The sequence below is a fragment of the Candidatus Ozemobacteraceae bacterium genome (genome assembly GCA_035373905.1).
Taxonomy (GTDB): domain Bacteria; phylum Muiribacteriota; class Ozemobacteria; order Ozemobacterales; family Ozemobacteraceae; genus MWAR01.
Genome location: DAOSOK010000023.1, coordinates 24,919 through 51,129, shown reverse-complemented (window position 1 = coordinate 51,129; position 26,211 = coordinate 24,919). Strand labels below are relative to the sequence as shown.

Sequence of the window (26,211 nt, the reverse complement as noted above, 5' to 3'; positions counted from 1 at the left end):
GCAAACGCGCGATTCACGAAGGGCGCAGGGCGGCGCAGCAGCGGATCGCGGCGAACAGCTCCTCCATCTTGAAGGGCTTGGGAAGACATCTCGCGAAGCCGTATTTCGCCGGCTGGGCCATGACCGGGTCGTTCGAGTATCCGCTCGAGGCGATGGCGCAGATGTCGGGATCGATGGCGCGAAGCTCGGCGAGCGCCTCGATGCCGCCCTTGCCGCCCGGAACGGTCAGATCGAGAATCGCAGCGATGTAGGTAACGCCCTTCTGATGATCGCTCCGGAACAGGTCGATCGCCTCGTCGCCGTTCGCCGCGCAGGTCACGGCAAACCCGCCATCCTCGAGAAGTTCGCGACAGATGTCACGCATGAACGGCTCGTCGTCCATGACGAGAATTCTCCCGCCGCCCAGCGGGGATTTCATGTCGACAACGGCCTGGCGCTTTCCCGAGGCTTTCCGATCCGACTGGGCGCGCGGCAGGTAGAGGATGAACGCCGCCCCCTCGCCGGGCTGCGATTCGAGATCGACGAAGCCGCCGTGCCGCTTCATGATCGAGAAGACGATGGAAAGGCCCAGCCCGCTGCCGGCGGATTTCGTCGTGAAGAACGGGTCGAAGATGCGGGCGCGCGCCTTCGGGTCGATGCCCGGGCCGGTGTCGCGGATGGAAACGCGGACCGTGTCGCCGAGATCGACGCCGGGCAGCCCCGGCGAGCCGGCCGGGACGTTTTCCGCGGTGATGGTGATCTGGCCGCCTTTCGGCATCGCCTGACGGGCGTTGAGGATGATGTTGTCGACGGCCTGGGCGATCTGGTTCTCGTCGATGTGGCAGAGCCACAGGCCCTCCTGCAGGCGCATGTCGCACGAGACGTTCGAGCCGCTGAGCATGAACGTCGAGGAGCGCCGCAGGATCGGCTCGATCGACATCGTCTTCTGCACGGGCTTGCCGCCCTTGGCGAAGGTCAGCAGCTGGCGCGTCAGATCCTTGGCGCGCGAGAACACGTCGAGCGCCGCCCCCAGCCGCTCGACGGCTTTCCTCGAGTCGCCGTTCTTGCAGCACAGCTTCGCCATCTCGATGTTGCAGAAGATGCCGCTGAGGAGATTGTTGAAATCGTGGGCGATCCCGCCGGCGAGCACGCCGATCGACTGGAGCTTGTCGGCGTTCTGAAGAATCTCGTGAATCTTCTGCTCGCGCGACAAGTCGCGGAACACGAGAACGGCTCCGACGATCTGTTTTTCGGCATCGAGGAGCGGCGAGGCGGTGAAGGTGATCGGCAGTTCGTTGCCCTGGACATCGATCAAAAGGGCCACGCGGCTCAGTTCGCGGGCACTGTCGGATTCGAGCACCCGTTGCACCGGATCGGAGCATGGAGCGTCGTTTCCGCGCATCTGCAGCCGAAAAATATCGGAGACGGGCCGGCCGCGGGCTTCGTCGGCCGTCATGCCGATCAGCCGCTCGCCGACAGGGTTGACCATCGTCGTGAAACCGTGCACGTCGGCGGTGATGACGCCTTCGCCGATACTGCGGAGCGTCACGAGCAGGCGTTCCCGCTCCTCGGCCAGCTCGACGACGGCCCTACGCCGTTCCCGCCGCATCTCCGCCTCGCGCAGTTCGCGTTCGACGGCCGGGGGAAGGCGGGAAAGGCTGTTCTTGGTGATGTAGTCGGCCGCTCCATCCTTCATCATCCGGACGGCGATCTCTTCGCCCATCATCCCCGAAACGACGATGCAGGGAATGTCGAGACCGACTTCCCTGATCATCGCGAGCGCGGCCGGCGCGTCGAAGGAGGGAAGCTGGTAATCGGCGATGATGATGTCCCACTGCCTGACGGGAAGGGCGGCCCTGAACGCTTCGGCCGTCTCCACCCGCTCGCCGTCGACGTCGAACCCGGATTTGCGCAGAAGCCGGAGAATCAGCTCGGCATCGCTTTCCGAATCTTCGATCTGAAGGCAGTGAAGAATGGTCATCCCTTCTTGATCGTGGGCGGCGGCTCGTTCAATACCAACCAGTATAATCCGAGGTTCTGGACCGCCTGGGCGAACTGCTGGAAATCAACCGGCTTGCGGATGTAGCTGTTCGCGCCCAGGTCGTAACTGGCCGCCACGTCCTCCTCTTCCTTGGATGATGTCAGGATGACCACGGGCATGCGATGGGTGCGCACGTCTGCCCGGATCCGCCGCAGCACCTCGAGGCCGTCGATGCGCGGCAGCTTCAGATCGAGCATGACCAGCATCGGAAGGATGTTGTCCGCGGCGCCCGGCTTGCCATCCTTGCCGAAAAGAAAATCGAGAGCCTCCTGGCCGTCTTCCTTGACGATGAGATCGTTGTAGATCCGGCATTTTTCGAACGCGCGCTGCGTCAGGCCGATGTCGTTCTGATTGTCTTCGACGAGAAGAATCGTTTTCTGTTTCATGCTTTTTCCTCGAGGGTGAATTGGAAAGAAGCGCCTTTTCCCAGTTCAGAAGAGGCCCAGACGCGTCCTCCATGGCGGTGAATGATGCGTGCGACCGTGGCGAGGCCGATTCCCGTGCCGGGGAACTCCGACGCCTTGTGCAGGCGCTGGAACGCCCCGAACAGCTTTGAATAGTATGCCATATCGAACCCGACCCCGTTGTCCCGCACCGAGAATGCCGGTTTCCCGTCGACGACGACGCGGCCGAATTCGATCTGTGCATCAGAACATGGACCGGTGAATTTTACCGCATTTTCGAACAGATTTGTTAAGGCAATTTCGAGAAGCGCCGGATCACCCCGTGCAACCATCTCGCGCTCGATCCGGAACGTCAGCGTACGACCGGGACTGCTTTCCGTCAGCCGGTCCGCGATGCGGTACGCCAGCGCGGCCAAGTCCACGTCTCTCGGCTGGAACGGCGACCGGGTCACCCTGGAAAGCTGCAGCAGCTCGTCGATCAGCTGGCCCATCCGCTGGGTTTCGCTCCTGACGCGGCCAAGATACTGTTTTCCCTGCTCGTCGAGCTTGTCGGCGCAGTCTTCGAGCAGGGCCAGGCTCCAGCCGTCGATGCCGCGCAGGGGCGCCCGCAGATCGTGCGAAACCGAGTAGGCGAAGGCTTCCAGTTCCTGGTTCGCCGACTCGAGCTGCACGGTGCGGTCCTGCACCCGCTGTTCGAGCGTCGAGGTGTGGTCCTGGAGGGCGTCGGCCATCTGGTTGACCGAATGACACAGAATGTTGATCTCGCCCGTCGTATCGGGCACGTTCACCCTGATCGAGAGATCGCCCTTGGCGATATCGCGGATCTTTTCGATGAGATGGATCAGCGGCGTCGTCACCCAGCGTTCGAGCAGAATCGTCATCAGCAGCGCCACGAACGCGAAGAAGACGCCCGACAGGACGAGAATGCGTTTCGTAGCGAACAACTGCTGCTCGATTTCGCCCCTCGAGAAGCCAAGGATAACGCTTCCGATGAATCGGGTCGAGGATGCGCCGGCGTCTTCCGGTGCAAAGCTCGTCAAAACCACCGGCTCCTGGGCGATCAGGCCGTTCATGACATTCAGGAACATGGACGAAGTCGCTTGATCCCTGGGGATGAGGGGAACCATGTTCGGTCCGTTCCGGGTCGATGACGGTATGATCGCCGAAAAAATCGTCGCTCCGACTTCGTTCCTGAAGCTGATGAAATCGAGGGAGGGAATATCCGACGCCTGGGTCGCCAGCGCCTGAAGCTGGTCCACGTCTTCGGCGAACACCGAGGGAACCGCCTGCCGGGCGATCTGCGCCGCGAAGGTTCGGGCCGACAGTTCGAAGCGCGTTTCCAGCAGCCATCGCATGTGCCTGTAATGCCAGAGCCCCAGGCCCGCCTCGAGAAGAACCATGGCCACGAGAAAGGCGACGAGAATTCTGATTCGAAGCGATGACATACGGCCTGTTCCTCAGAACACCTTGTCTGCCGCGTTCCGCACGTCGGCGGGAGGCGACAGACGCAGCTTGTCGAGAATCGTCGCGTTCAGGATCAGGCTCCAGTTTTCGAATTTCCTCACGGGAGAGCGGCGGTCGTATTTCGTGACGACGTCGTCCAGCCAGGCCGCCAGCCGTTCCGGTGTGAGTATGTAGGCGAACCCCGCGCCTTTCTTCACGAGCCCTTCGGAAAATCCGACAATGACCGACTGGGAACGGAACGCCGCTAGCATGATCGGCCGCGTCACCGCATCGTTCATCAGCCCAGGGTCGGGCGGCAGGATCGTCGCGACGGTCGAGGCATCCAGGGCACGAAGGGCCTCGGGAAGCGACCGGGGATCCTGGAGTCGGTTCACGACCAGATTCACACCATCCTCTTGGGCGGCTTTTTCGAGAGTCGGCGCGGGTTTGAAATCCTCTCCGGCATAGGGATACCAGATCGTTTTCAGGCCGGGATTCAGCTTCTTCAGGGTCCTGACCTGGAGATGATGCGGTTGAGAGATCTCGATCGGAACGACCCTGGAATCATGCCCCTCATCGCCGTCGAACACGGACAGGATCGGCACGTTCCAGGTCATGGTGAGAGCCCGTTTCAGCCCGGCCTCGCCGAACGCGATGACGATGCTCGGGGAGCGGCTGTCGATGAAACTCGAGGTCGTTTTCTCGACCGGGCAGCTCACGAACTGCCGCTTGAGTCGGGTCTCCAGCTGCTGAACGATCGCGAGATACAGGGGAACATCGGATCGGAAAAACGCCCAGACCTCCGGTTCGGCTCGACAGGGAAGCAGCGTCGCGAACGCAAGCGCGAACGCCAGCAGCACCGTCGTGAGCGGGCACGGCATGCGATGCCTTCGTATCTTCATGGCGATGTCGGGGTCTTCGTTCACAGATCCCAGGTCATTTCCAAAGTGATCTGTCGACCAGGCTGGGGGAAGTCTTCAAATATACCATCGCCTATATATACTGGCGACATCGAGGTATACGTGTTGAGAAGATTTTTCACCTTCAGCGTGATCCGGTCGGCCATGCCGGGAAAGCCGAGTCTGGTGACGGTCAGATTCAGGAGGCCGAGGCCGGGCAGCGAATCGCGCATATCGGCGACGTTTCGAGAGCGACGGGAGGTCGCCGTACCCCAGAGGCTGGTCTCATAGTTGTTCATGCGGAACGAGTAGCCCAGATTGACTTTGTTCTGCGGCAGCTCGGGAGCAAACTCGATGGGAGTGGACAAGGCTCGCCGGCGAAACGTCGAGACGTTGGCGAACACTTCCTGACCGCGGCCAAATCGCTTGCGGGTTTCGAACTCGATCCCGTCGTAATCCGTGCGGCCGATATTTGTATAGAGCAATGTATTCGTGCTCTGAATGCGATCTCGCAACTGGTTGATGAACACATCGATTTTCGAAAACCAGCCGGGAAATGGTTCGCCGAGCAGCTGGAACTCGGTCGTCCGGATATTCTCGCTTTTCAGCGCGGCGTTCCCGGCCATTTCATGGAAGTCGGGATTTCTATAGGCATGCCCATACAACAGCTTCCCGGTCCACCGTGCGTTGAACCGATAGATCAGTCCGGCACGCGGATTCCAGGTGCCGCCGAAGTCGGAATGGTCGTCGTATCTCGCCCCGACGACGAGACGCAGGTTGGTCGCCAGTGACATGTCGTCCTGCAGGAACATCGACGTGTTGTCCATCCGACCGGGTTCGGGATACTCGCCAGGGATGAAGGCCAGAGCCGCCGGGTCGGCCGGCGTGCCGAAGGAACCAAAAACCGCCGATTCCGCGAGATCGGTGAATGTCTTCTCGGCGCCGACGCTGAACAGGTGACGGCCGATCGGAGCGGCCTTGAAGAGGACATCGATTCCCCAGACCGAGTCGCGAGAGTGGTCTTCTCGCATCGCTCCGAGCGGATACACGAGCCCGGTGAGCGGGAACAGCACGCCCGGGCTGATCGCCTCGGCGCGCTCGCTGTCGAGGAACTGGTTGTAGAAAACCCGGCTCGTCAGTTCCGCCGAGTCCTTCAGGGTGCGGTGGTATTTCAGCGTCAGCAGATCGTTCGAGCGGCGGAAGAACGTCTTCTCGTTCAGATTGTTGAAATATCCGATATAGCCTTCGCGGTTCCCCTCGACGTGCTGGGCGAGAAAGGTGAGCCCCCGGGGATCGGTGACCTTGAGCATCAGGTCCTTCTTCGTGTAGGCGTCGTGCGTGAGGCCGCTCTTGCCGTAGCCGTCGACGGCGACGAACCGGTCCTGGCTGTCGGAGCCTTCGCCCGACACGTTCAGGTCGATGGTCGTCTTCCCGGCCTTGAACACCCTTCCCAGGGCGATCCCGCGCCGTTCGAACGAGCCGAGGGTCGTTTTCAGATAGCCGGCGTCGGCCGGCCGGTCGTCGGTGATGCAGTTGATGACGGCCAGAAAGGCGCTCGAGCCGTACAGCGCCGAACCCGGGCCGCGCATGACCTCGATGCGCGAGAAGCGCGACAGGTCGAGCAGATCCCACGTCCAGTATGGGGAGCCGAGGAACTGGTTGTTGATGCTGATGCCGTCGACCATGACCATGAAGCTGCGGTTCGAGTCGAGGATGCCGCGGGGCCCCGGCCACCAGTCGCCGGCGATGGATTTCCACGGGTTGAAGCCAGGAACGAACTGGAGCAGTTCGGGAAGCGTGTCGACGCCGAGTGCGCGAATCTGCTGCGCCGTGAACACCGACATGATGGCCGGCGACTCGATCGCAGGCTCGGGAAGCCGCGTGGCGGTGACGACCGTCTCGGGCTCGTAGAGCAGGGCCAGCGACTCGAGCTCGGGATCGGCGGCCCGGGCCGCCGGAACAGATAGAAGGGTAATCAGGATCACGGCCGAAATCCAGCCGAGCATATTCCGGGCAACGGACGACGGGACCGCCTGGACTGCGCCATCCAGTCGCCAGCGGCCCACTTCCCACATCGTGCGGGTCGGATGCACCTTCTGCATTCGTTTCTCCTCGCGAAGGATTCATTCCGGCGACCGGAAGCGAAACGAAGCGATACATCCCGGTCGTGAACCTCAATGATAAATAGACCGGTATGGAAAAAGCAACCTTTTCACCGTCGGCAATCCAGGCGGTTCGCGTACCGTCCTTGCGGCACGAGGATGCGACCCATTCTGGGGTGTCATCCGCGGATCGGTTCTTGAAACGAAATCCACATACCAGGCACAAAGTATAGTTAACTATTTGTTACAACCGTTCTTCGTGTCTTGGTGTCTTGGTGTCTGGTATGTTGAAATTCGAACGATTCACCGCGGAGACGCTGAGACGCCGAGGAAAATATCTTAGTACATTTTTTCAATCTCTGCGTCTCTGTGCCTCGGCGGTGAAAAGGTCTTTGTATCTTTGTGGTGAAATTGTCTCCGTGTCTCTGTGACTCCGTGGTTCGTCGTCTCCTACCAGGTCGTGCTGACGCCGCCCGTGAAGCCGATGTCGTGGCCGAAGCCCCAGTCGTGCTGGAGACCGATGGGCACGCCGAAGCTGACCTGCCAGCGGTCGTTGAAAAGAACCGCCCCGAGCAGGAGATCGCACATGCCGCCGTCGAGGCCGTCGGACACGGCCCAATACGTTCCGTTCACCTGGCCGGTGAGGGCCATGTTCTGGCCGAGCCGGTAATCGAGCGAGCCGCCGTAGGTCAGCCGGCTCATGGCGTCCTGCGCGTCATAAGCGTAGGCGAGGTTCAGATGCGACAGCCAGGACTCGTCGATCTTTCGGGAATACGCGCCGCCGGCCTCGAGCCATCCGCCACGCGACGCCCAGGCCGGTCCGACTTTCACGCCGTTCCGGGTTTTACCGGTGAAGTCCCGGTAGGGAATGTCATACTTGCCGCCTGGGATTCTGCCGGCCAGGTGCGCCGTGACGCCCTGCGAGCCGTCGTCTTTCACCCACACCTGCCGGGTCGCCCTGACGTCGACGTCGTGCAGCCCGGAAAGCTTCGCATACGGCTTGTTTCCGGCATCGGCCGTCGCCTCCCACTGCTGGAACGGCACGGTCATGCCGAACGCCCAGTTTCCCGTCTGACGAATCAGGCTGATCGGATACAACGTCTGACTGCCCTTGATCTGGCCGTTCTTGCCGTCGAGATACCGATACCGCTCGTACCGATACTGGAACCCCAGGTGCCAGGCATCTGCGCGTGACACGAGCGCGTTCTCGACAGAGAACAGGCCGTAGCTCCCCTGGCCCGCTGCCCCGTAGGGTTCGCTCTCGCCGACATCGATCCCGTCCGGAAGCCTGTAATCGGCTTCGACGAACATAGCCTCGTGCCGCGGCGTCGCCACGGCCTTCGGGGAATCACTCTCGGCACGAATGACCGCGGCCCGGCTCACCGAACCGTCCGTCATCACAGCCGTTCCGATCGCCAGAACCGCCGCAAACATGCCGACCCGAGCCAGCCCGCGCCACAGGCCGCTCATCGCGCCCGCCCCGGCCGGCTTCACATCGTCTTTCCACGTTTTGCCGTGCATAGTCCCAATAAACATCGGCAACCGTCACGGATATGTTGAGTTTCAATTTTTCCCAAAAGAAAAACCGCCTGTCGCCAGGCGGCTGGAGTAAATCGATAAGTACGACTCAGGGTCGGTTATTCCATGGATTATAATATGTTGAAGCATCCCCTGTTCCCAATTGGCCGTTATCATTATGGCCCCATGCCCAAAGGCCTGTCGGACCACCTGCAATAGTGTGATAACCATACGTGGCATCATTCGCCCATCGTCCACCCATGGCAATCGTTGTAATCCCCGACAACCCCCAGACTTTCGTAGCATACGACTTGTTCGAGCTGCCGGTATCCACACCAAGTTGTCCATACCCATTATACCCCCAGGACCAAACCGTTCCATCTTCGAGGAGTGCCATGCTGCTTCCATAGGGGGTACCTGAAGAATAAAACATTCCCCCAGCTGCGATACTCTTCGCACCCCCGAGAGGCACGCTTGCAGACAGTTTCACCTGGGTGGCAAAGCTTTTATTGCCTGTGCCCCCATCGCCGATCTGACCTTGTCCGCCATATCCCCATGCCCACACCGTTCCATCCTCTTTCAGCGCAAGACTGTGGTCGGAACCTGCAGCAATAGCAATTACATTAGTAAGAGGTGTCGTCGCATCCTGCATAACCTGAACCGGTGTGGCTGTTGCTGTGGTGCCTCCATTTCCGAGTTGCCCATAGCCGTTGTATCCCCAGGCCCATACGGTCTTGTCAGATCGCAAGGCAAGGCTGTGACCGTTATAATTGCCATAATAACTTCCACCGGCAGAAACATTGATGACATTAGCCGCTCCCTGGAGAACAACCTGAACGGGAGAATATCTGGTCCCTCCGGTTGCGCCATCACCAACCTGCCCGTAGACGTTGCTTCCCCAACCCCATACTGTCCCATCGCTTCGTACTGCAAGGGAGTGAGCATATCCTGCGGAGACGTGGACTATCGATGAAAGACCGGGTACTTGTACCTCGTTATAGGAATACGCTGGTGTGATGGACCCCGTTCCGAGCTGACCTTGCCCGTTATATCCCCAAGCCCAGACGGTTCCATTATTCTTGAGTCCAAGAACGTGCTGTCCACCGCAGGAAAACTCCTTAAGACCGGTTACCGGTGAAAGGATCGGGCTCCGACTTGCCGTGACATTTCCTGTGCCATACTGGCCATACGTGTTAAACCCCCAGAAATACAAGTCTCCGGAATTTGTTAAAGCCCCAGAGAATTGTGATCCGGCAGAAACTTGCTTGATATCTGTCAAGCGGGGCTGGTGCTGGTTATAAAGCTTGAATGCGGTCGTTTCGAAATACGTTCCGGTGCCGACATCGTCTTTGGGAGCCAACCGCAACTTCATCGAATCCGTACTGGTTTTGTAATCGGTGAATGTATTCCATGTTACCTGCCATCCGACACCGGGAATGACATTCGTCACGTTTCCGGTAACTTCTGTCGCTGTCGCATAGGTTCCGTTTGGCAGCAAATAACTCAGCGTCATATCGCAGGGATCTGAATCCATATCCGTCAGGTTGAAGGTTACGGTTATGGGTCCACGATATTCATTTGCCGCATATGTCGGTGACAATGCCGTTATGGTCGTCGTTGGGAGTGAGTTGTTCATGCCGAAGGCGGCCGATTCGCTTGTCACACCTGCACAATTTGGATAACCGTCGTTCGGAGTGATGCGGACCTTCACCTGGGCGCGCTTTTCCGTGAAGTCGGAAGCCGACTGCCAGGTAAGGGTTTTGTTGTTTCCGGGAGTGATATTCGACGTCGGGCCGCTGAGGCTGGTCGTCTCGGTCCAGGTCGATCCGTTGTCCTTCGAATACTCGATTTTGATGGAACACTGATCGGAATTGGCATCAGCGAGGTCGTAGAAGAGACTGATATCGCCCGAACTTCCGGTCGTTCTGACGTTGCTGACGACCGGGTACTGGTTGTTGTCGATCACGAGAACGCCCGTGGTGGTGGCCGTGCCAGCCCCGACCGCGTCGCTCGGCGTGATCTTGAGCTTCACGTTCGACTGGTAGGTGCTGAAGTTGGAAAGCGAGTTCCAGACAAGAGTTTTGCCGGTACCCGTGGCGAGGCCGGTCGTCGTTCCGGTCACATATGTGGTCGGAGTCCAGCTCGTTCCGCCGTTGAGGGAGTATTCGAGCGCGACCGACATCGTGTTGCCGTTGGCATCGGCGAGATCGAACGTCAGATCGATGTTCCCTCTGGTGCCGCTCGCGACGAGATTCGACGCGACCGGCAACACATTGTTGTTGAGCGAGAACTGGGACGTCGTATTCGAAGGACCGGCAACATACGGGTCGGACGGCGTGATTCGGACCATCGCATTCGTCGTGACCGCCTGGAAATCCGCATACGACTTCCAGACGATGGATCGGGCGCCGGGAAGAATGCCCGTCGTCGAACCGACCAGATTCGTCGTCGCTGCATAGCTTACGCCGCCGTTCGTCGAGTATTCGACCTGGATCGAGCAGGGATCTCCGTTCGAGTCGGCGAGATTGTAATTCACGGTGATGTCATTGCTCGTTCCGGAAGTGGTGGGGGTTCCGTTTATATACGGCATCAAATTGTTGTCGAGCGTGAATGCGTTCGATACGCCCGGAACGCCTGAATCGAACGAGTCGTTCGGAATCAGCCGGATTTTCATGTTGGTCGATCTTCCGGTGTAATTAGTCGTCGAGTTCCAGAACACCTGCAGATCCTGTGCCGGGGTAAGCCCCGAGACAGTCCCGCTCAGCGTGGCGGAGGCCCACGTCGTTCCTCCGTCGGGCGAGTATTCGGCGGTGAGACTGCAGAAGTTGTTGTTGCCGTCGGCCAGGTCGTAGATGATCAGGATCCCGCCGCTGTTTCCGGACGTTTCCACGCCCGAGACGATGGGGAAGTAGTTGTTGTTCACCGGGAACGGTGCCGTCGTCCCGCTCGCTCCAACACCGATGCCGTCGTTTGGCGTCAGGCGGACGAGGACGGAGGCCTGCTTCGTGACGAAGTCGGCGTTCGAGTTCCAGGTGAGCGTCTTGCCGGTGCCCGTCGCAAGGCCCGTCAGGGGGCCGCTCACGTTCGTGGTGGTCGTCCAGTTCGTGCCGCCGTTGAGCGAGTATTCGACCGTCAGACTCGCCGGATGGCCGTCGAGATCGTTCAGATCGTAGGTCAGGAGAATCGGCCCCGACGCTCCCGTCGGGACGACGTTCGAAACGACCGGCAGGTGGTTGTTGTTCACCGCGAAGAAGCCGCTGATGCCCGGGGTTCCGGGGGACTGATCGTCCGTGGCGGTCACCTTCACCTTCACGTTCGCGTAGTTGATCTTGAAGTCTTCATACGAGCGCCAGACGATCGATTTTCCGGTGCCGGGAACAAGGCCGGTCGTGTCGCCGGTCAGCTTCGTGGTCGTCGTCCAGGTCGTGCCGCCGTCGGTCGAGTAGGCGACGGCGATGGAGCATGCCGCCCCGTCTAGTTCCGTGAGGTCATACGAAATCGTCACATTGTTGCTGGTTCCGGTGGTGGTGACGTTGGTAACAACCGGGAGATTGTTGTTGTTGACGGCGAAGGAGGAAGAAATGCCGTACGTTCCATCGCCGCAGGCATCCGAAGGCTGGATGCGAACCCGCACGTTGCTTACATTGCTTGCGATATTGTCAGCCGAAGACCAGACAATCGTGCGTCCCGTGCCGGAAACGATATTGTTGATGGTTCCGAGGAGGCTTTCGGTGCGCACGAACAATCCGCCGTTGATCGAATAGAACACTTTGATGCTGCATGTGTCGTTGTCGGGATCGGAAAGCGTGTAGGTCAGCGTGATGTCGCCGCCCGTTCCGCTCGCCACGACGTTCGACACGGTCGGCAGACGGTTGTTGGAAATCGAGAACCCGCTGGAGATACCGGCGGTGCCGGTCGCGTATCCGTCGTTCGGCTCGATCTTCAGCTTCACGGATCCGTAGTTGCCGGTGACGTCCGAATACGAGTTCCAGGTGAGCGTCTTGCCGCTTCCGGGAACGATGCCGGTCGTGGTGCCCGACGTGCCGAGCGCGCGCGCGTAGTTCGCCCCGTTGTCGATCGAGTAGTAGAGCGCGATACTGCACGGATTTGTATCTGCATCCGTCAGCGTGTAGGTGATACCGATGCTGCCGCTCGCGCCGGTCGTCGTGACGGCAGAGACGATGGGAAGCGAGTTGTTCGTGATGGCGAAGCTGGCCGACTCGCCCGGCGTGCCCGTTCCGCTGCCGTCGCTGGGCACGACCTTCACCCTGACCGTCGCGGCGCCGGGGAGGTTCGTCGCGCTGTTCCAGGTGACGGTCTTGTTCGTGCCGATCGGAACGCTCGAGGTCGCGCCGGTCAGCGCCGTCGTCTGCGTATAGTTGGTGCCGCCGTCGGTCGAGTAATACACGGCGATCGAGCAGGGATCGCTGTTCGGATCCGTCAGGTCATAGGTGATCGTGATCGGGCCGGACGAACCTGACGTGCGCACGTTGGAAACCGTCGGCAGGGCATTGTTCGAGAGGGCGAAGGCCGCGGAAACGCCCTCGGTTCCGGCGGTGATGCCGTCGTTCGGAAGCAGCTTCACCTTGACGTTTGCCTGGGTCCCGCTGACGTCTGCCGCGGAGTTCCAGATGAGCGTCTTCCCGTTTCCGGGCAGGAGGCCAGTCACGGTGCCGGTCAGATTCTTCGTCTCCGTCCAGGACGTGCCATTGTTCAGCGAATAATAGACGAGAAGCGAACACTGGTCGTTGTTCGGATCGGTCAGGTTGTAGGTGATCGTGACGTTGCCGGACGTTCCGCTGACGAGCACGTTCGAAACGGTCGGCGCCGTGTTGTTGTTGATCGCGAACGGCGATGAGATAGCCGCGCTGCCGGCGCCCGAGCCGTCGTTCGGAATCAGGCGGATGCGCACGGACGCCGCATATCCCGCGATATCAGACGACGAAGTCCACGAGATCGAACGGCTCGAGCCCGGAATAACGCCCGACGTGTCGCCGGACACGTTCGACGTCGTAGTATAGTTCACTCCATCCGTCGAGTAGGCCACCGTCACCGAGCATGCGTCGTTGTTCGCATCGGCAAGCGTATAGGTGATGCCTATCGTCCCCGAGGTTCCGGTGACTGTGATGCCGCTGATCGACGGCAGGTTGTTGTTCGTGACGGAGAACGTGTTCGATTCCGCCGCCGCCCCGTCGCCATAGGTGTCGTTGGCGATGAGGCGCACCTTGACGTTGGCCTGGTTGCCCGGAATGTCGCTCGCCGACCGCCAGGTGATGACGCGGCCGTTTCCCGGCGTGACGCCCGTCGTCGCACCGGAATAATTGCTCGTGGTATTGAATGAACCGCCGCCGTCGAGCGAATACTGGAGCCTGACGCTGCAGGGGTTGTTGTTGGCATCCGTGAGGTTGTAGGTGACCGTGATGTCACCGGATGTTCCCGACGTGGTGACGCCGGAAATGACCGGAAGGGTGTTGTTGTTGACCGTGAAGGTCGACGACTCGCCCGGCGTGCCGTTTCCGCTGCCGTCGTTGGGGGTGAGCTTGACCTTGACCCCGGTCGAGCGGCCAGGGATGTCCTGCGGCGTATTCCAGGAAATGGTCTTCCCCGTTCCGGGAGTGACGCCCGTCGTCGCCCCTGTGATGTTGGAGGTGGAGGTATAGGTGACGCCGCCGTCGATGGAATACTGCATGGACACGACCGAGGCGCCGCCGTCGGCATCGGCGAGCGTGTAGGTGATCGTCACGGTCCCGCTGGATCCGGAGGTCAGGACGTTGCTGATCACGGGCAGGGCGTTGTTGTTCACCGCGAAGGCCGCCGAGCCGCCCGGGGTACCAGCACCGTATTTGTCCGAAGGCGTGATACGCACTTTCACGGCGACCTGGTTCGACTGGAAGTTTTCCGACGAGCGCCAGACGAAGCTCTTCCCCGAGCCGGGCGCGAGATTGGTCAGCGTGCCGGTCAGGTTCGTCGTCGCGGTCCAGGTCGAGCCGTTGTTGAGCGAGTATTCGACCGCGATCGAACAGGCGTCGCCGTTCGTATCGCTCAAGGTATAACTGACCGTTATATCACCGGAGCTTCCGGACGTCGTCACGTTGGTGACGACTGGCAGGGAGTTATTGCTGACGGCGAAGGAGCTCGACTCGCCTGCCGTTCCGTTGCCGATGCCGTCGAAGGGAACGAGTCGCAACTTGACGTTGGATTCGTTGCCGGGAATCGATATCGTCGAGTCCCAGGTGATGCCGCGGTTCGTGCCCGGCGCGACGTTGTTCACCGATCCCGTGACCTGCGTGGTCTGGGTCCAGGTGCCGCCGCCATCGGTGCTGAAGTAGACCTTGACCGAGCAGGAGGCGCTGTCGGCATCCGCCAGCGTGTAGGTGATCGTGATCGCGCCCGAATTGCCGCTCACCAGCACGTTGCTGATCGTGGGCAGGTTGTTGTTGTTCACCGTGATCGTCGACGAGGTGAGCGTCGCGCTGTTGACGTACCCGTCGTTGGCGGTGATTCGGATCTTCACGTTCGATTGATAGCTGCTGATATCGGCCGCGGAGTTCCAGACGATGCTCTTGCCGCTGCCCGGCGTCACTCCAACACCACCCGTTATATTATTACTCTGGGTCCAGGTGCTGCCGCCGTCGATCGAGTAGGAAAGACTGATGGAGCAGGCGTTTCCGTCGACATCCGACAGGGTAAAGCCGACCGCGATGTCTCCCGTTCCGCCACTCACGTTCAGATCGGAAAGCACCGGGGCGGTGTTGTTGTTCACCGTGAAGATCGACGATTCACCGGGGGTTCCGTCGGCCGTGCCGTCGTTCGGAATGATCTTCAGACGGGCGTTTGCCGTGCTTCCGGGAACATCCGACGGGGACACCCAGATGAACGTCTTGCCGCTTCCGGGAGTGATGCCGCTCGTGACACCCGTGACGTTCGTCGTCTGCTTGTAGTTGGCGCCGCCGTCGGTCGAATAGAAGACGGCGATCGAAGAAGCCCCGCCGTCGCTGTCGGCGAGCGTGTAGGTCACCGTGATGTTGCCGGAGGTGCCGCTCGTCGTCACGGCCGAGACCACCGGCAGGCTGTTGTTGTTGATCGTGAAGGCGGCGGACACGCCGGGAGCGCTTTTCACCTTGCCGTCGTTCGCCACGACCCGCACCTTCACGACGTCGGTGTAGTTGCCGACGACGTCGGCGGCCGAGTTCCAGGTGATGGTTTTCCCGGTTCCGGGGGTGATGTTCGCCGTTGTGCCGGTCAGGGCCGTCGTCGTCGCCCATGTCGTTCCGGAGTCGAGCGAGTAGGCAACGGCGATACTGCACAGATCGCTGTCGGCATCGGCCAGGGCATAACCGATCGTGATATTGCCCGAGGTGCCGGTCACGTAGACCCCCGACACCACCGGCGGGTTGTTGGCGCCGGTGATCGAGAAAAGGGCGGAGGTGCCGGCAGGGCCGAAGCCGGAGCCGTTATTCGCCGAGACGCGCACCTTGACGGTGTTCTGCGTGCCGCTCACATCCTGCGCCGAGTTCCAGACGATCGTCCGGTCCGTTCCGGGGGTGATACCCGTCGTCGTACCGGTCAACTGCGTGGTGACGGCCCAGGTGCTGCCGCCGTTGAGCGAATACTCGACCTGAATCGAGCTCGGCTGGGCCGTCGCGTCGGTCAGATCGTAGGTGATCGTCACGGTCTGGTTCGTGACGGAGGTGCGAACGTTCGAAACCGTCGCGACTGCGGCGTTGTTCACCGTGAACACCCCGGAAATTCCAGGAGTTCCGCTCACCTTGCCGTCGTTCGGAACCAACCTGACTTTGACGTTCGTCTGATTCGTCGAGAAATCCGTGCTCGAATTCCAGGTCAGCGTTTTGCCCGTACCGGGCATGACGCCCGTCGTCGTTCCGGTCAGATGCGTGCTCGTCGCCCAGGTCGTTCCGCCGTCGAGGGAGTAGCCGAACCCGATCGAGCAGGCGTCGTTATCGGCGTCGGTCAGCGAGTAGGTGATCGAAATATCGCCGCTGGTTCCGGAAGGAGTAACACTGGTGATGGACGGAGCATTGTTGAGAGCCCCGATGGAAAACGTATCAGACACGCCAGGCGTTCCGGAGGCGATCCCGTTGTTGGGGGTGAGGCGAACCTTGACGGTGGCCTGCGGCAGACTTACATCCAGGCCCGCGTTCCAGACGACGGTGCGACCGGTGCCGGGAACGACGCCCGTCGTGGTTCCCGTAAGCCGCGTTGTCGGCGTCCAGCTGGTACCGGCGTTCAGAGAGTATTCGACGCCGATCGAGCAGTTCGCGTTCGACGGTTCGGTGAGATTGTAGGTGATCGTGACGTCCGAGCCGGAGACCGAGGTCAGAACCGAGCTGACGACGGCTGAACCGCCGTTCTGAAGAGCAAAGACGGCGGACGAGGCCGCTGTGCCGCTGACTTTTCCGTCGCTGGGCGTCAGCCGGACCTTCACGTTCGTCTGGTTCGTGCTTACATCCATCGAGGAGATCCAGATGATCGTTTTTCCCGAGCCCGGCGCAACGCCCGTGGTTCCCGTGACATTCGAGGTCGGCGTCCAGCTCGTGCCGCCGTTGAGCGAGTATTCGACCGCGATCGAGCAGGCGTCGCTTTCGGCGTCGGCGAGCGTGTACCCGATCGTGACGTTCCCGCTCGTGCCGCTCGTGGTGACGGCGGAAACGACGGGCGCCGTGTTCGGAATGCCTCCGTTGTTCACGGAAAACGTCGAAGAGATCGCCGCCGCGCCGGACACCTTGCCATCGTTCGGGACGAGACGCACCTTCACGTTCGCCTGGTTCGTACTGATATCGGCGGAAGAGCTCCAGACGAGGGCTTTTCCGCTTCCCGGCGTGACGCCGGTCGAGCCGATGACGTTCGTCGTCGTCGCCCACGTCGTTCCGCCGTCAACCGAGAAGGCGACGCCTATCGTGCAGGCATCGCCCTGGGAATCGGCAAGCGTGAAGCCTATCGTGATGTTCCCGCTCGTGCCGCTCGTCGTCACGCTCGAAATGACCGGCGCCGTATTCACGACTCCGCCGTTGTTCACCGAGAAGACCGACGAACTCGCCGCGGTTCCGCTGATTTTCCCGTCGTTCGGCGTCAGCCGCACTCTGACGTTCGATTCGTTCGTCAGGATGTCGGACGAGGAAATCCAGATGATCTGCTTTCCCGTCCCGGGCGCAATGCCCGTCGTTCCGGTGACGTTGGAGGTCGGCGTCCAGGAGGTGCCGCCATTCGTTGAAAACTCGACCGCGATTGAGCAGGCGTCGCTTTCGGCGTCGGCGAGCGTGTACCCGATCGTGATGTTCCCGCTCGTGCCGCTCGCCGTCACGTTCGAAACGACCGGCGCACTGTTGGTCAAGCCCTGATTATTGACCGCAAAACTGGAGGATACGGCCGGGGAACCGCTGACGGTCCCGTCATTGGCCGTCAGGCGGACTGCCACGTTCGCCTGGTTCGTCGTGATGTCGGCCGACGAACTCCAGACGAGAGATTTATTATTTCCGGGCTGAACCCCGGAGGTGCCCGTTACGTTGGTGGTGGTCGTCCAGGAGGTGCCGCCGTTCGTCGAGTATTCGACGATGATCGAGCAGGCATTACCGTCCGCGTCCGCGAGGGCGTAGCCGATCGTGATGTTGCCGCTCGAACCGCTCGCAATCACGTTCGAAACGACCGGCGCACTGTTGGCCGTGCCGAGCGAAAACGCGGAAGAAAGGCCCGGGGTGCCCGGGGTGACGCCGTTATCGGGCGTCACGCGTAAAACCACGTTGCTCTGGGGCGGCGTGACATCCTGCGGCCAGTTCCAGGTCAGCGTTTTCGCCGTGCCGGGGGTGACTCCGGAGGTCGATCCCGTCACGCTGGTCGTCTGTGTGAACGTCGTGCCGCCGTTTAGGGAATAGGCGACGGCGATCGAACAGGCCCGGTTTGACGGTTCGTCGAGATCGTACGTGATGACGACCGTCGAGGTCCCGACCGCGGTCATCACGTTGCTGACGACGGCGATGCTGGTATTGTCGATCGGGAATGAAGCCGAGATGCCGGCCGTTCCGTTCCCGCCAGCATCAGAGGGGATCAGTTTGATCCGGGCCGTGTAAGTCGCGGAAGGGGCATCGACGGCCGAGTGCCAGATGATGGATTTTCCCGTCCCCGGCGTGATTCCCGTGCTGGTCCCCGTGAAATGCGTCGTCTGGGTCCAGCTCGTTCCGCCGTCGAGCGAGTAATGGACGGCGAGCGAAACGGCATCGTTCTCGGGATCGGTGACGGCGTAGGTGATCGCGATATCGCCGGACGTTCCGGACGCCGTCACGTTGCTGATCGCAGGCCGCTGGTTCACGCCGCCCGCCCCGACCGTGATCGGAACCCGGGCCGTTCCGGATAGGCCGGAGCCGTTGACGACGACGACGGAAACCGTGGCAACGGTGTCATACGCCGGGGCCGTCCAGCGGACGGTCCAGGGATAGGAACCGGACGCGAGCTGGCCCGCCGTCGCGGACCAGGTGAAGCCGAGCCTGTCCCTGGTCGCCCCCAGCGGGTCGTCCGCATCGGCGCTGAGCGTGACGAGCTGGTTCGGCGTGACCAGGACGGAGGACGCGGCGATTCTCGCCACGGGAGCCTGCGGCGTCTGGGTCTGGGTCGGAACCGAGATCTCGACGACAGGAATAGTTCCAGATATATATGCAACTTCGAAAACGGTTTCCCTGATTTCGCTGGAGCCGACGACCGTCACCTCGGCGCCCGTTTCCTCTTCAGGGAGGGGCGGGGTTATAAAATATCCATTACTATCCGTCGTGAACGTTTCGCCCCACAGCGCCATTCTCGCGAAGGGAAGCGGACGGCCGGTATTGTCGCGGAGAATGCCGCTGACCTGGTTCACCGCTTTTTTGACGCCGAGATCGCCGGCATTATGCGCGTTCGCATCCTCGCCGAGACTGAAATTCACGGAGCGGATCTTGTAGGTTTCCTGGGTCAGGGGCGAAAAGAGTTTCGCGACGACCCGGTAGGATCCGAGGGGAACGCCGGTCAGCGTGAACCGGCCTTCCGAATCGGTCCGGGTATGGAAGGTGGGAAGTTGTTCGAGCCAGACGTCGGCATTCGCGATCGCCTGGGTTCCGGCTTTGACGGATTGCGTGGTGGCGGCAAGCCGGGAGGCGATGATCAGGTCGGAGGCAACGACACGACCGGTGATGGTTCCGTTCTGGGCGACCTGCGACAGGGGGAGGCCGGTGATTCCGCCGCCGCCACCGCCGCCGCAGCCGGACGCGGTGATAAGGGCGACGATCGAAACCAGCAGGATAACCGTACCGGCCAGGTACAGGCCGGACCGGAACAAGTCACGGGGATGCCAGGTCTGTTCGTTCATATTTGCCTCCTCGGGTGCCGCTCTTGCCTGTCCTGAGGCGGGGAAACTTCCATCTGTTCCTCGCCCGGCGGAAAGATCCGGTACCGAGACTCTAATTTTGGTGTTTCAGCCTATTCTACCAGTCTCGAAGGGAGTTGTACACCCATCGGACGCTTTTTCAGATCTCCTTTCGCTTCCGGCCCGCTCAACCGGAAACGGCTGCGGCGTGCCGCTGCTGCTCGCTGATGATTTTCTCGAGAGCCTTGTTTACGTCGTGAAGCTCCATGCCCGTCTGCTGATACTGAACGGCCTGCGCATCGGTCAGTTCCTTCAGCAGCCGCGCCCTGCTGACGAAGCCGCCGCGTCTCGGCGCGAGACGGACAGGGATTTCTCCGGTGTCGATCAGAGGAATCTCGTGATACCCCGGTCCGGAAAATACCGACCGCCGGGTCTGAAGGAACGCCGGTTCATCCGAATCGAGCCGGATCTCGTACAGTTTCGGCTTGAGCTTCGCGACGACGGTGAACCGACAGGACTGGATGCCTCCGGAACACAGCTTTGCCGTCAGCTGATCGCGCTTTTTCTGCAGATCGGCGCGTTGTTCGGCCAGGCGGCGCGCTTTTTCGAGGTACGCCAGCCGGTCTTTCAGCAGTTTCGATGCCGGAGCGGCCGCCACGCCCTTTCGAAGGGTGGCTTCGGCTTCGAGCGCCTGTTTTTTGACGAGCTGCAGCTCCGCGAGGCCGAGATAGGCCTGTTCATGCCCCGGGGCCTTGCGGATCGCCGTATTGAAATCCGCTTCGGCGCCGCGCAGATCGTTCAGATCGACCCGTGCACGCCCCATGCCGACGAATGCGTCCACTTCGTCGGGATTTTTCATGAGCATGGACTGATACTCGGCGAGGGCTTCGGCCGGCCTGCGAAGCTGAAGATAGGCTTCCGCCCTTGCCTTGACGGCCCAGGGAGCCGCTGGAAGGTGCGTCGTGATGCGTTTTGCGGTATCGATGACCTGGATCCAGCGTTTCCGTTTCTGTTGGATGTCGAGAAGCTGGCGGTAGATCTCGGCGCTCGTCGCATCCCAGCTCCGTTCGGGTTCTCCCAGGGCGCGAAACAGGGAGGCCTCCGCCCGGTCGAACCTGCCGAGCTCGCGATAGGCGATTCCCAGCATGTAGCCTTCGCCGGCGCTGATATTCGTCACGCCAGGAGTCTCGTCGAGCAGGCGAACGACTTCTGCCCAGTCGCATCGAGCGAACGCAATCGTCGCCTGCTGGCGAACGAGTTCAGTGCCGGCATCGGAAGCGGGTTCCCGCATTGGTGCCGTTTCCCGTTTCGACGCGGCTTTCGGAGTGGCTTTCGACGCCACGAGACTGCCGTGGACGAATCCCTCGACGTGTTTACAATATTTGACCTTATACCACTTGTCGGTTTTCTCGACGACGGTCACGCGCGCGCGGGGGGGCAATTGAGCGAGAATTTCCGACTGCGTCGACGGCCCTTTCCTGAGATTGACCATGGTGTTCTTCAATTCAATTTCACTGCCGGCGGACATCGCCGGGCTCAGAACCGCGAACCAAAGAGCAAGCAGGGCGCCGCAGGATCGCGTGTCGATCCGCCCGAAAGGCATCATGGTTTGGTAACCTCCCCGTCGCGCAAAATATGCTGTATCTCGTTACACATCGGCACGTTCTCGGAAAATCCGAACGGTGTCGACCGACGCGAAAAACCGGGATAGAGCGAAGCCTTCCTCACGACGTGCCTCGACAGGCTCGGCACGACCGGAAGTTTTTGTTGCGCGGGAATTCCTACTGCTGTTTCGCCTGGTGCGAGAATTTCGACAGAAGCGCGTCGAAGAATTCGGCGGGAAGACGACCCTTGGCTTTTTCCTGCAGTATCGGAATCAGCGACCGGATGTCGGCGATCTTGCCGAGGGCTTCGAGCGCGTTCCGATACACGACGTCCTCGCGATCGTCGAGAAGGGCGATCAGGGCGGGAACGCCTTCCCGATCGCCGATCTCACCGAGAGCGAACGCGGCGGACGAGCGGAGCCATTTCGTCGGCTCCTTCGTCATCGCCGTCAGGGTCGGCATGACGGTCTGGTCGCCCATCTTCGAAAGTGCGATGGCGGCGTTCACGCGGACGCGGTCGTTGGGATCGCGCAGCATCGGCTCGATCCGCTTCTGGTGCTCGCGGTCGCGGACGCCCAGCTTGGCCAGGGCTTCGACGGCGTTCGCGCGGACGCGCGCATCGGAGGATTCCAGGCCGGCTTCGCAGACGGGAATCTGCTCGGTCCCGCCGAGGCGGCTCAGGACCGACAGGAGCGAGGCCTTGACCCAGGGGTCTTTTTCCCGGCCGGCCATTTCCATTAGCAGGGGAAGCGCCTCGCGGGCGCCGAGCCGAGCCATCGCCTCCATGGCGTTGATCCGCATCCAGCGTTCCCGATCGCCGAGGTGCTCGCGGACGAGCTGCTTCGCCGTTTCGCCGCCGATGCCGCCGGCGACCAGCAGCAGCTGCTCGCGGGCTGCCATTGGGAGTTTGGGAAAAGCCTTGACGATGCGGTCGATGATCGCCTCGCCCATGCCGACGAGGGCCTGGACGGCGAGTTCCCGGTGGGCGGGAACGGTGCTCGAGAGGAGTTTGAAAAATTCTGGGTAGAGACCATGATATGTTTCGGCCGCGGCCGTTCGAAGAAGCACGGGCTGGACGGTCTCGTCGCGCTCGCGACCAAGCCACTCGGCGAGGATGCGCGCCCGTTCGTCGGCCTTGAACAGGGGCAGGCCGGCGATCGCGGCGATACGAACCTGCGGGTGCGGGTCGTGGCAGAAGATCTCGTAGAGTTCACGATCCTCGATCATCGGCCGGCGCGACAAGCCCTGGACGAGCGCCATTCGAATCGGGTGCGCGGGCGATTTGGCGAGCCGTTTCAGATGGCTTCGCGCACCCTCGTCGCCGAGTCGCGACAGGGCGAGCTGTGCCGCCATCGCAACCTCCCACTGGCCGTTGTTGCCGAGCATCTTGAGGAGCATGTGCCGCTCGGTCGAAGGATAGCGAACGAAATACATCGCCGACTCCACCAGCAGGCCGGGATCCTGCGTCTGCCCCATGATTTCGGTCATCGTCGCGGCGATGCGGGGATCGCGGATGTGGGAAACGAGAGAAAGCAGACGCCGCCGGAGCAGCGGCGGCTTGTCCGCATCGGCCGCCCGCAGGATCTGGTCGAGAACGGGGGTGAGTTCGAAACCGGAGAGGGCGTTCAGCGCCCGGTCGGCGAGCCCCGGCCGCCCGGCGCCGATGAACTCGAGCACGTATTTGACCGAGCGGGGGTTCCCGATCTTTCCGAGCGCGTCGATGACGCTCCCGACGATCTCCTCGTCGGGCGAGGACAGGAGGTCGACCAGCTGGTCCGCATGCCCGGGAACCCGGAGAATGCCCAGAGCCACGATGGCCAGCAGCTTCTCGTCGCGATCACGGCTTGTAAGCCTGTCCACGATTCCCGCGTATCGCCTGGCCTCATGCTCTCTCGTCATTCCGTCTCCTCCGTTTCACTTTCCGTTTCCGTTGTCTTCTACCCGCTCGATCGACGCGCCCAGCGAACGCACGCGCCCGACCAGGTCCTCGTATCCGCGGTCGATGTGATACACGTTGCTGATCTCCGTCCGCCCCTCGGCCATGACGCCAGCCAGCACGAGCGCGGCACCGGCCCGCAGGTCGGATGCGGCGACGGGGGCACCGCTCAGCTTTTCGACCCCGCCGACCATGACGGTCCGATCGCGGATCGTCAGGTTCGCCCCCATACGGGCGAGCTCGGCCACGTGCATGAACCGGTTCTCGAACACCGTTTCCGAGATCAGCGACGTGCCGTTCGCGAGACACATGGCGGCCATGAACTGGGCCTGCATGTCGGTCGGAAACCCCGGGAACGGGAGCGTCTTGACCTCGACGGGCTTCAACCGGCCGTCGCTGCTCACCGTGACGCTGTTCGTTCCCACCTCGACGGTGGCGCCCATCTCGCGGAGTTTCGCGATGACGGCCTGCTGATGCGCCGGAACCACGTTCTGCACCGTGATCGGGCCACCGCACATCGCCCCCAGCACCATGAACGTGCCGCCGTCGATGCGGTCGGGAATGACCGGGTACGTGGCCGATCTCAACTTTGTTACGCCTTCGATGCGGATCGTCGGCGATCCCGCGCCCTCTATTCTCGCGCCCATCGCGTTCAGAAAGCCGGCGAGATCGTCGATTTCCGGCTCCTGGGCGGCGTTCTCGATGCTGGTCATGCCTTCGGCGAAGGTGGCGGCCATCATCAGGTTCTCGGTCGCCCCAACCGACGGGAAGTCGAGCACGATTCTCGCCCCGACCAGTTTGTCGGCGACGGCAACCGCGCAGCCGCCTTCGATGGAAACGGTCGCGCCCAGCGCTTCGAACCCCTTGAGATGAATGTTGACCGGCCGCGCACCGATCGCGCAACCGCCCGGCAGGGGAATGCGGGCGCGTCGCAGACGGCTGAGCAGGGGACCCATGACGAAGAAGCTGGCGCGCATCGCTTTCACGAGCTCGTATGGCGCCTCCTCCTTCACGCCCGCACCGCAATCGACGCTCAGCGTGCCGCGGTCCAGCCAGTTCGTGCGGGCACCCAGCGCCTGAAGCACTTTTTCCATGGTCGTGACGTCGTTGAGGTGTGGAACGTTCTGCAGCGTGACGGATTCGTCGCACAGAAGCGTGGCGGCCATGATCGGGAGGGCCGCATTTTTCGCCCCTCCGATCGATACAGTGCCGCGCAGCGGGCGTCCGCCGTCGATGAGTATCCGAGCCATGATCAGTCGACTCCGATCCTTTCGAGTTTGATGTTGCCTTCCCGGAGCATTTCCAGCGCGAGTTCGTCCGGATACGAGCCGATGAAGACCACCCGCGTGATACCGGCGTTGATGAGCATCTTCGCGCAGGTCACGCAGGGCTGGTGAGTGACGTAAATCTCGCTTCCCTTCAGCGAGACGCCGAACGCCGACGCCTGGAGGATCGCGTTCTGCTCGGCGTGGAGGCCGCGACACAGCTCCTGGCGCTGGCCAGACGGGATGCGCATCGCCTCGCGGAGACAGCCGCCCGGCAGTTCGAAACAGTGTGGAACTCCGTTCGGCGCGCCGTTATAGCCGGTGGCAAGAATGCGCTTGTCGCGCACGATGACCGCCCCGACCGTCCGACGCAGGCAGGTGGCACGCGTCGCGACCAGCTGGGCGATGCGGAGAAAATACGTATCCCACGAGGGGCGGGAAGCGAGCGCCTGAGGCTCCTTCTTCACTTCGACCGACGCGAGACGTGCGATCTTGCCGACCTTTTCGGCCGTCAGCCGGGTTTTCGGCCCGACGGTCTTCACGGCCGTTTTTTTGCGCACCACGGGCTTCCCGTTCTTATTTTGTGCCATACAATCTGTCTCCCGCGTCGCCGAGACCCGGAAGGATGTATCCGTGCTCGTTCAGCTTTTCATCCACCGTGCAGGTGTAGATATCGACGTCCGGATGCGCCTTCTGGAGGGTCGCGATGCCCTCGGGGCAGGACACGATGCACATGAACCGGATACGCTTTGCGCCTTTCTCCTTGACGATCTCGATCGCCTTCACGGTCGAGCCGCCCGTGGCGAGCATGGGATCGAGGACGAACACGTCCATATCGGCGATGTTGGTCGGCAGTTTGCAGTAGTATTCGACCGGTTGGAGTGTCTCGTGATCGCGATACAGACCGATATGACCGACCTTGGCCATCGGCATGAAGCTGAGCAGGCCTTCGACCATCCCCAGACCGGCCCGAAGAATGGGAACAAGGGCGATGAGCTGGCCGGAGATCATGTAGCCCTTCGTCTTCATGAGGGGCGTTTCGCAGTAGGTTTCCTCGACCGGGATCGTATGGGTCGCCTCGTAGGCCAGCAGCATCGACAGTTCCCGCATCAGTTCGCGGAACATGTGGACGTCGGTGAACTTCGAGCGCAGGAAGGTCATCTTGTGTTTGATCAGCGGATGATCGACAACGACGAGATTGCTCATGATGGGTTCCTTTCAGGCGTCGTCACGCCGGCCGTTCGATCTTTTCCACGCGACGGGCGTGGCGGCCGCCGGCGAACGTCGCACCGAGAAACGCGTCGAGAATGTGGATCGCCAGCTCCTCGCCGACGATCCGGCCGCCGAGCACCAATATATTCGCATCGTTATGCTGTCTCGAGAGCCCGGCCTCGAGGGCGTTGTGGCAGAGAGCGGCGCGCGCGCCGGGATGCCGGTTCGCCGCGATCGACATGCCGATGCCGGAGCCGCAGGTGAGAAGGCCGAGGGCGCCTTTCTCGGCCGTCACCTTCGTGGCGACGGCGTGGGCGAAGTCCGGGTAATCGCACGACTCCCCGCTCTCGGTCCCGAGGTCGGCCACGTCGTGGCCGTGTTCCTTCAGATGCTGAATCAATCGCTGTTTCAACGCGAGTCCGGCGTGGTCCGACCCGGTATAGATCTTCACGGAAACCTCC

General features: G+C 61.6%; 13 protein-coding genes. All 13 read right to left on the bottom strand.

What is annotated here, in order from left to right:
• Nucleotides 1–13 precede the first annotated feature (13 nt).
• Nucleotides 14–1,960, bottom strand: coding sequence for a response regulator (locus PLU72_12440; protein ID HOT28987.1), 1,947 nt, complete (start codon nt 1,958–1,960; stop codon nt 14–16).
• Nucleotides 1,957–2,406 (bottom strand): response regulator, encoded by a 450-nt coding sequence (locus PLU72_12435; protein HOT28986.1) that lies wholly within the window; start codon nt 2,404–2,406, stop codon nt 1,957–1,959. The genes PLU72_12440 and PLU72_12435 overlap by 4 nt, the downstream gene beginning before the upstream one ends.
• A complete protein-coding gene (locus PLU72_12430; protein ID HOT28985.1) occupies nt 2,403–3,869 on the bottom strand; it encodes an ATP-binding protein in 1,467 nt (488 codons plus the stop codon). Before PLU72_12430 ends, PLU72_12435 begins: the two co-directional genes overlap by 4 nt.
• A 12-nt stretch (nt 3,870–3,881) precedes the next feature.
• Complete coding sequence (locus PLU72_12425; protein HOT28984.1) at nt 3,882–4,748, bottom strand: hypothetical protein; 867 nt, start codon at nt 4,746–4,748, stop codon at nt 3,882–3,884.
• Nucleotides 4,749–4,789: 41 nt separating this feature from the next.
• The gene (locus tag PLU72_12420) at nt 4,790–6,868 is read right to left on the bottom strand and encodes a TonB-dependent receptor (GenBank protein ID HOT28983.1); all 2,079 of its coding nucleotides are present in this window, start codon (nt 6,866–6,868) and stop codon (nt 4,790–4,792) included.
• A 450-nt stretch (nt 6,869–7,318) separates the two neighbouring features.
• Nucleotides 7,319–8,362 (bottom strand): hypothetical protein, encoded by a 1,044-nt coding sequence (locus tag PLU72_12415; protein HOT28982.1) that lies wholly within the window; start codon nt 8,360–8,362, stop codon nt 7,319–7,321.
• 133 nt (nt 8,363–8,495) lie between these two features.
• Complete coding sequence (locus PLU72_12410) at nt 8,496–19,736, bottom strand: hypothetical protein (protein ID HOT28981.1); 11,241 nt, start codon at nt 19,734–19,736, stop codon at nt 8,496–8,498.
• A 184-nt stretch (nt 19,737–19,920) separates the two neighbouring features.
• The gene (locus tag PLU72_12405; GenBank protein HOT28980.1) at nt 19,921–21,339 is read right to left on the bottom strand and encodes an SH3 domain-containing protein; all 1,419 of its coding nucleotides are present in this window, start codon (nt 21,337–21,339) and stop codon (nt 19,921–19,923) included.
• A 175-nt stretch (nt 21,340–21,514) separates the two neighbouring features.
• A complete protein-coding gene (locus tag PLU72_12400) occupies nt 21,515–23,236 on the bottom strand; it encodes a HEAT repeat domain-containing protein (protein ID HOT28979.1) in 1,722 nt (573 codons plus the stop codon).
• A 15-nt stretch (nt 23,237–23,251) separates the two neighbouring features.
• Nucleotides 23,252–24,523, bottom strand: coding sequence for a UDP-N-acetylglucosamine 1-carboxyvinyltransferase (gene murA, locus PLU72_12395; GenBank protein HOT28978.1), 1,272 nt, complete (start codon nt 24,521–24,523; stop codon nt 23,252–23,254).
• Nucleotides 24,524–24,525: 2 nt separating this feature from the next.
• Entirely contained in the window at nt 24,526–25,005 is a 480-nt protein-coding gene (locus PLU72_12390) for a cytidine/deoxycytidylate deaminase family protein (GenBank protein HOT28977.1), read from the bottom strand.
• Nucleotides 25,006–25,114: 109 nt separating this feature from the next.
• A complete protein-coding gene (gene upp, locus PLU72_12385; protein ID HOT28976.1) occupies nt 25,115–25,744 on the bottom strand; it encodes a uracil phosphoribosyltransferase in 630 nt (209 codons plus the stop codon).
• Between the two features lie 22 nt (nt 25,745–25,766).
• A complete protein-coding gene (rpiB, locus tag PLU72_12380) occupies nt 25,767–26,201 on the bottom strand; it encodes a ribose 5-phosphate isomerase B (GenBank protein HOT28975.1) in 435 nt (144 codons plus the stop codon).
• Nucleotides 26,202–26,211 lie beyond the last annotated feature (10 nt).

Coding starts and splice junctions, on each gene's coding strand:
- PLU72_12410 (HOT28981.1), bottom strand. CDS start 19,736: ATGAACGAACAGACCTGGCATCCCCGTGACTTGTTCCGGTCCGGCCTG.
- PLU72_12430 (HOT28985.1), bottom strand. CDS start 3,869: ATGTCATCGCTTCGAATCAGAATTCTCGTCGCCTTTCTCGTGGCCATG.
- upp (HOT28976.1), bottom strand. CDS start 25,744: ATGAGCAATCTCGTCGTTGTCGATCATCCGCTGATCAAACACAAGATG.
- PLU72_12425 (HOT28984.1), bottom strand. CDS start 4,748: ATGCCGTGCCCGCTCACGACGGTGCTGCTGGCGTTCGCGCTTGCGTTC.
- PLU72_12440 (HOT28987.1), bottom strand. CDS start 1,960: ATGACCATTCTTCACTGCCTTCAGATCGAAGATTCGGAAAGCGATGCC.
- PLU72_12405 (HOT28980.1), bottom strand. CDS start 21,339: ATGATGCCTTTCGGGCGGATCGACACGCGATCCTGCGGCGCCCTGCTT.
- murA (HOT28978.1), bottom strand. CDS start 24,523: ATGGCTCGGATACTCATCGACGGCGGACGCCCGCTGCGCGGCACTGTA.
- PLU72_12400 (HOT28979.1), bottom strand. CDS start 23,236: ATGACGAGAGAGCATGAGGCCAGGCGATACGCGGGAATCGTGGACAGG.
- PLU72_12435 (HOT28986.1), bottom strand. CDS start 2,406: ATGAAACAGAAAACGATTCTTCTCGTCGAAGACAATCAGAACGACATC.
- PLU72_12420 (HOT28983.1), bottom strand. CDS start 6,868: ATGCAGAAGGTGCATCCGACCCGCACGATGTGGGAAGTGGGCCGCTGG.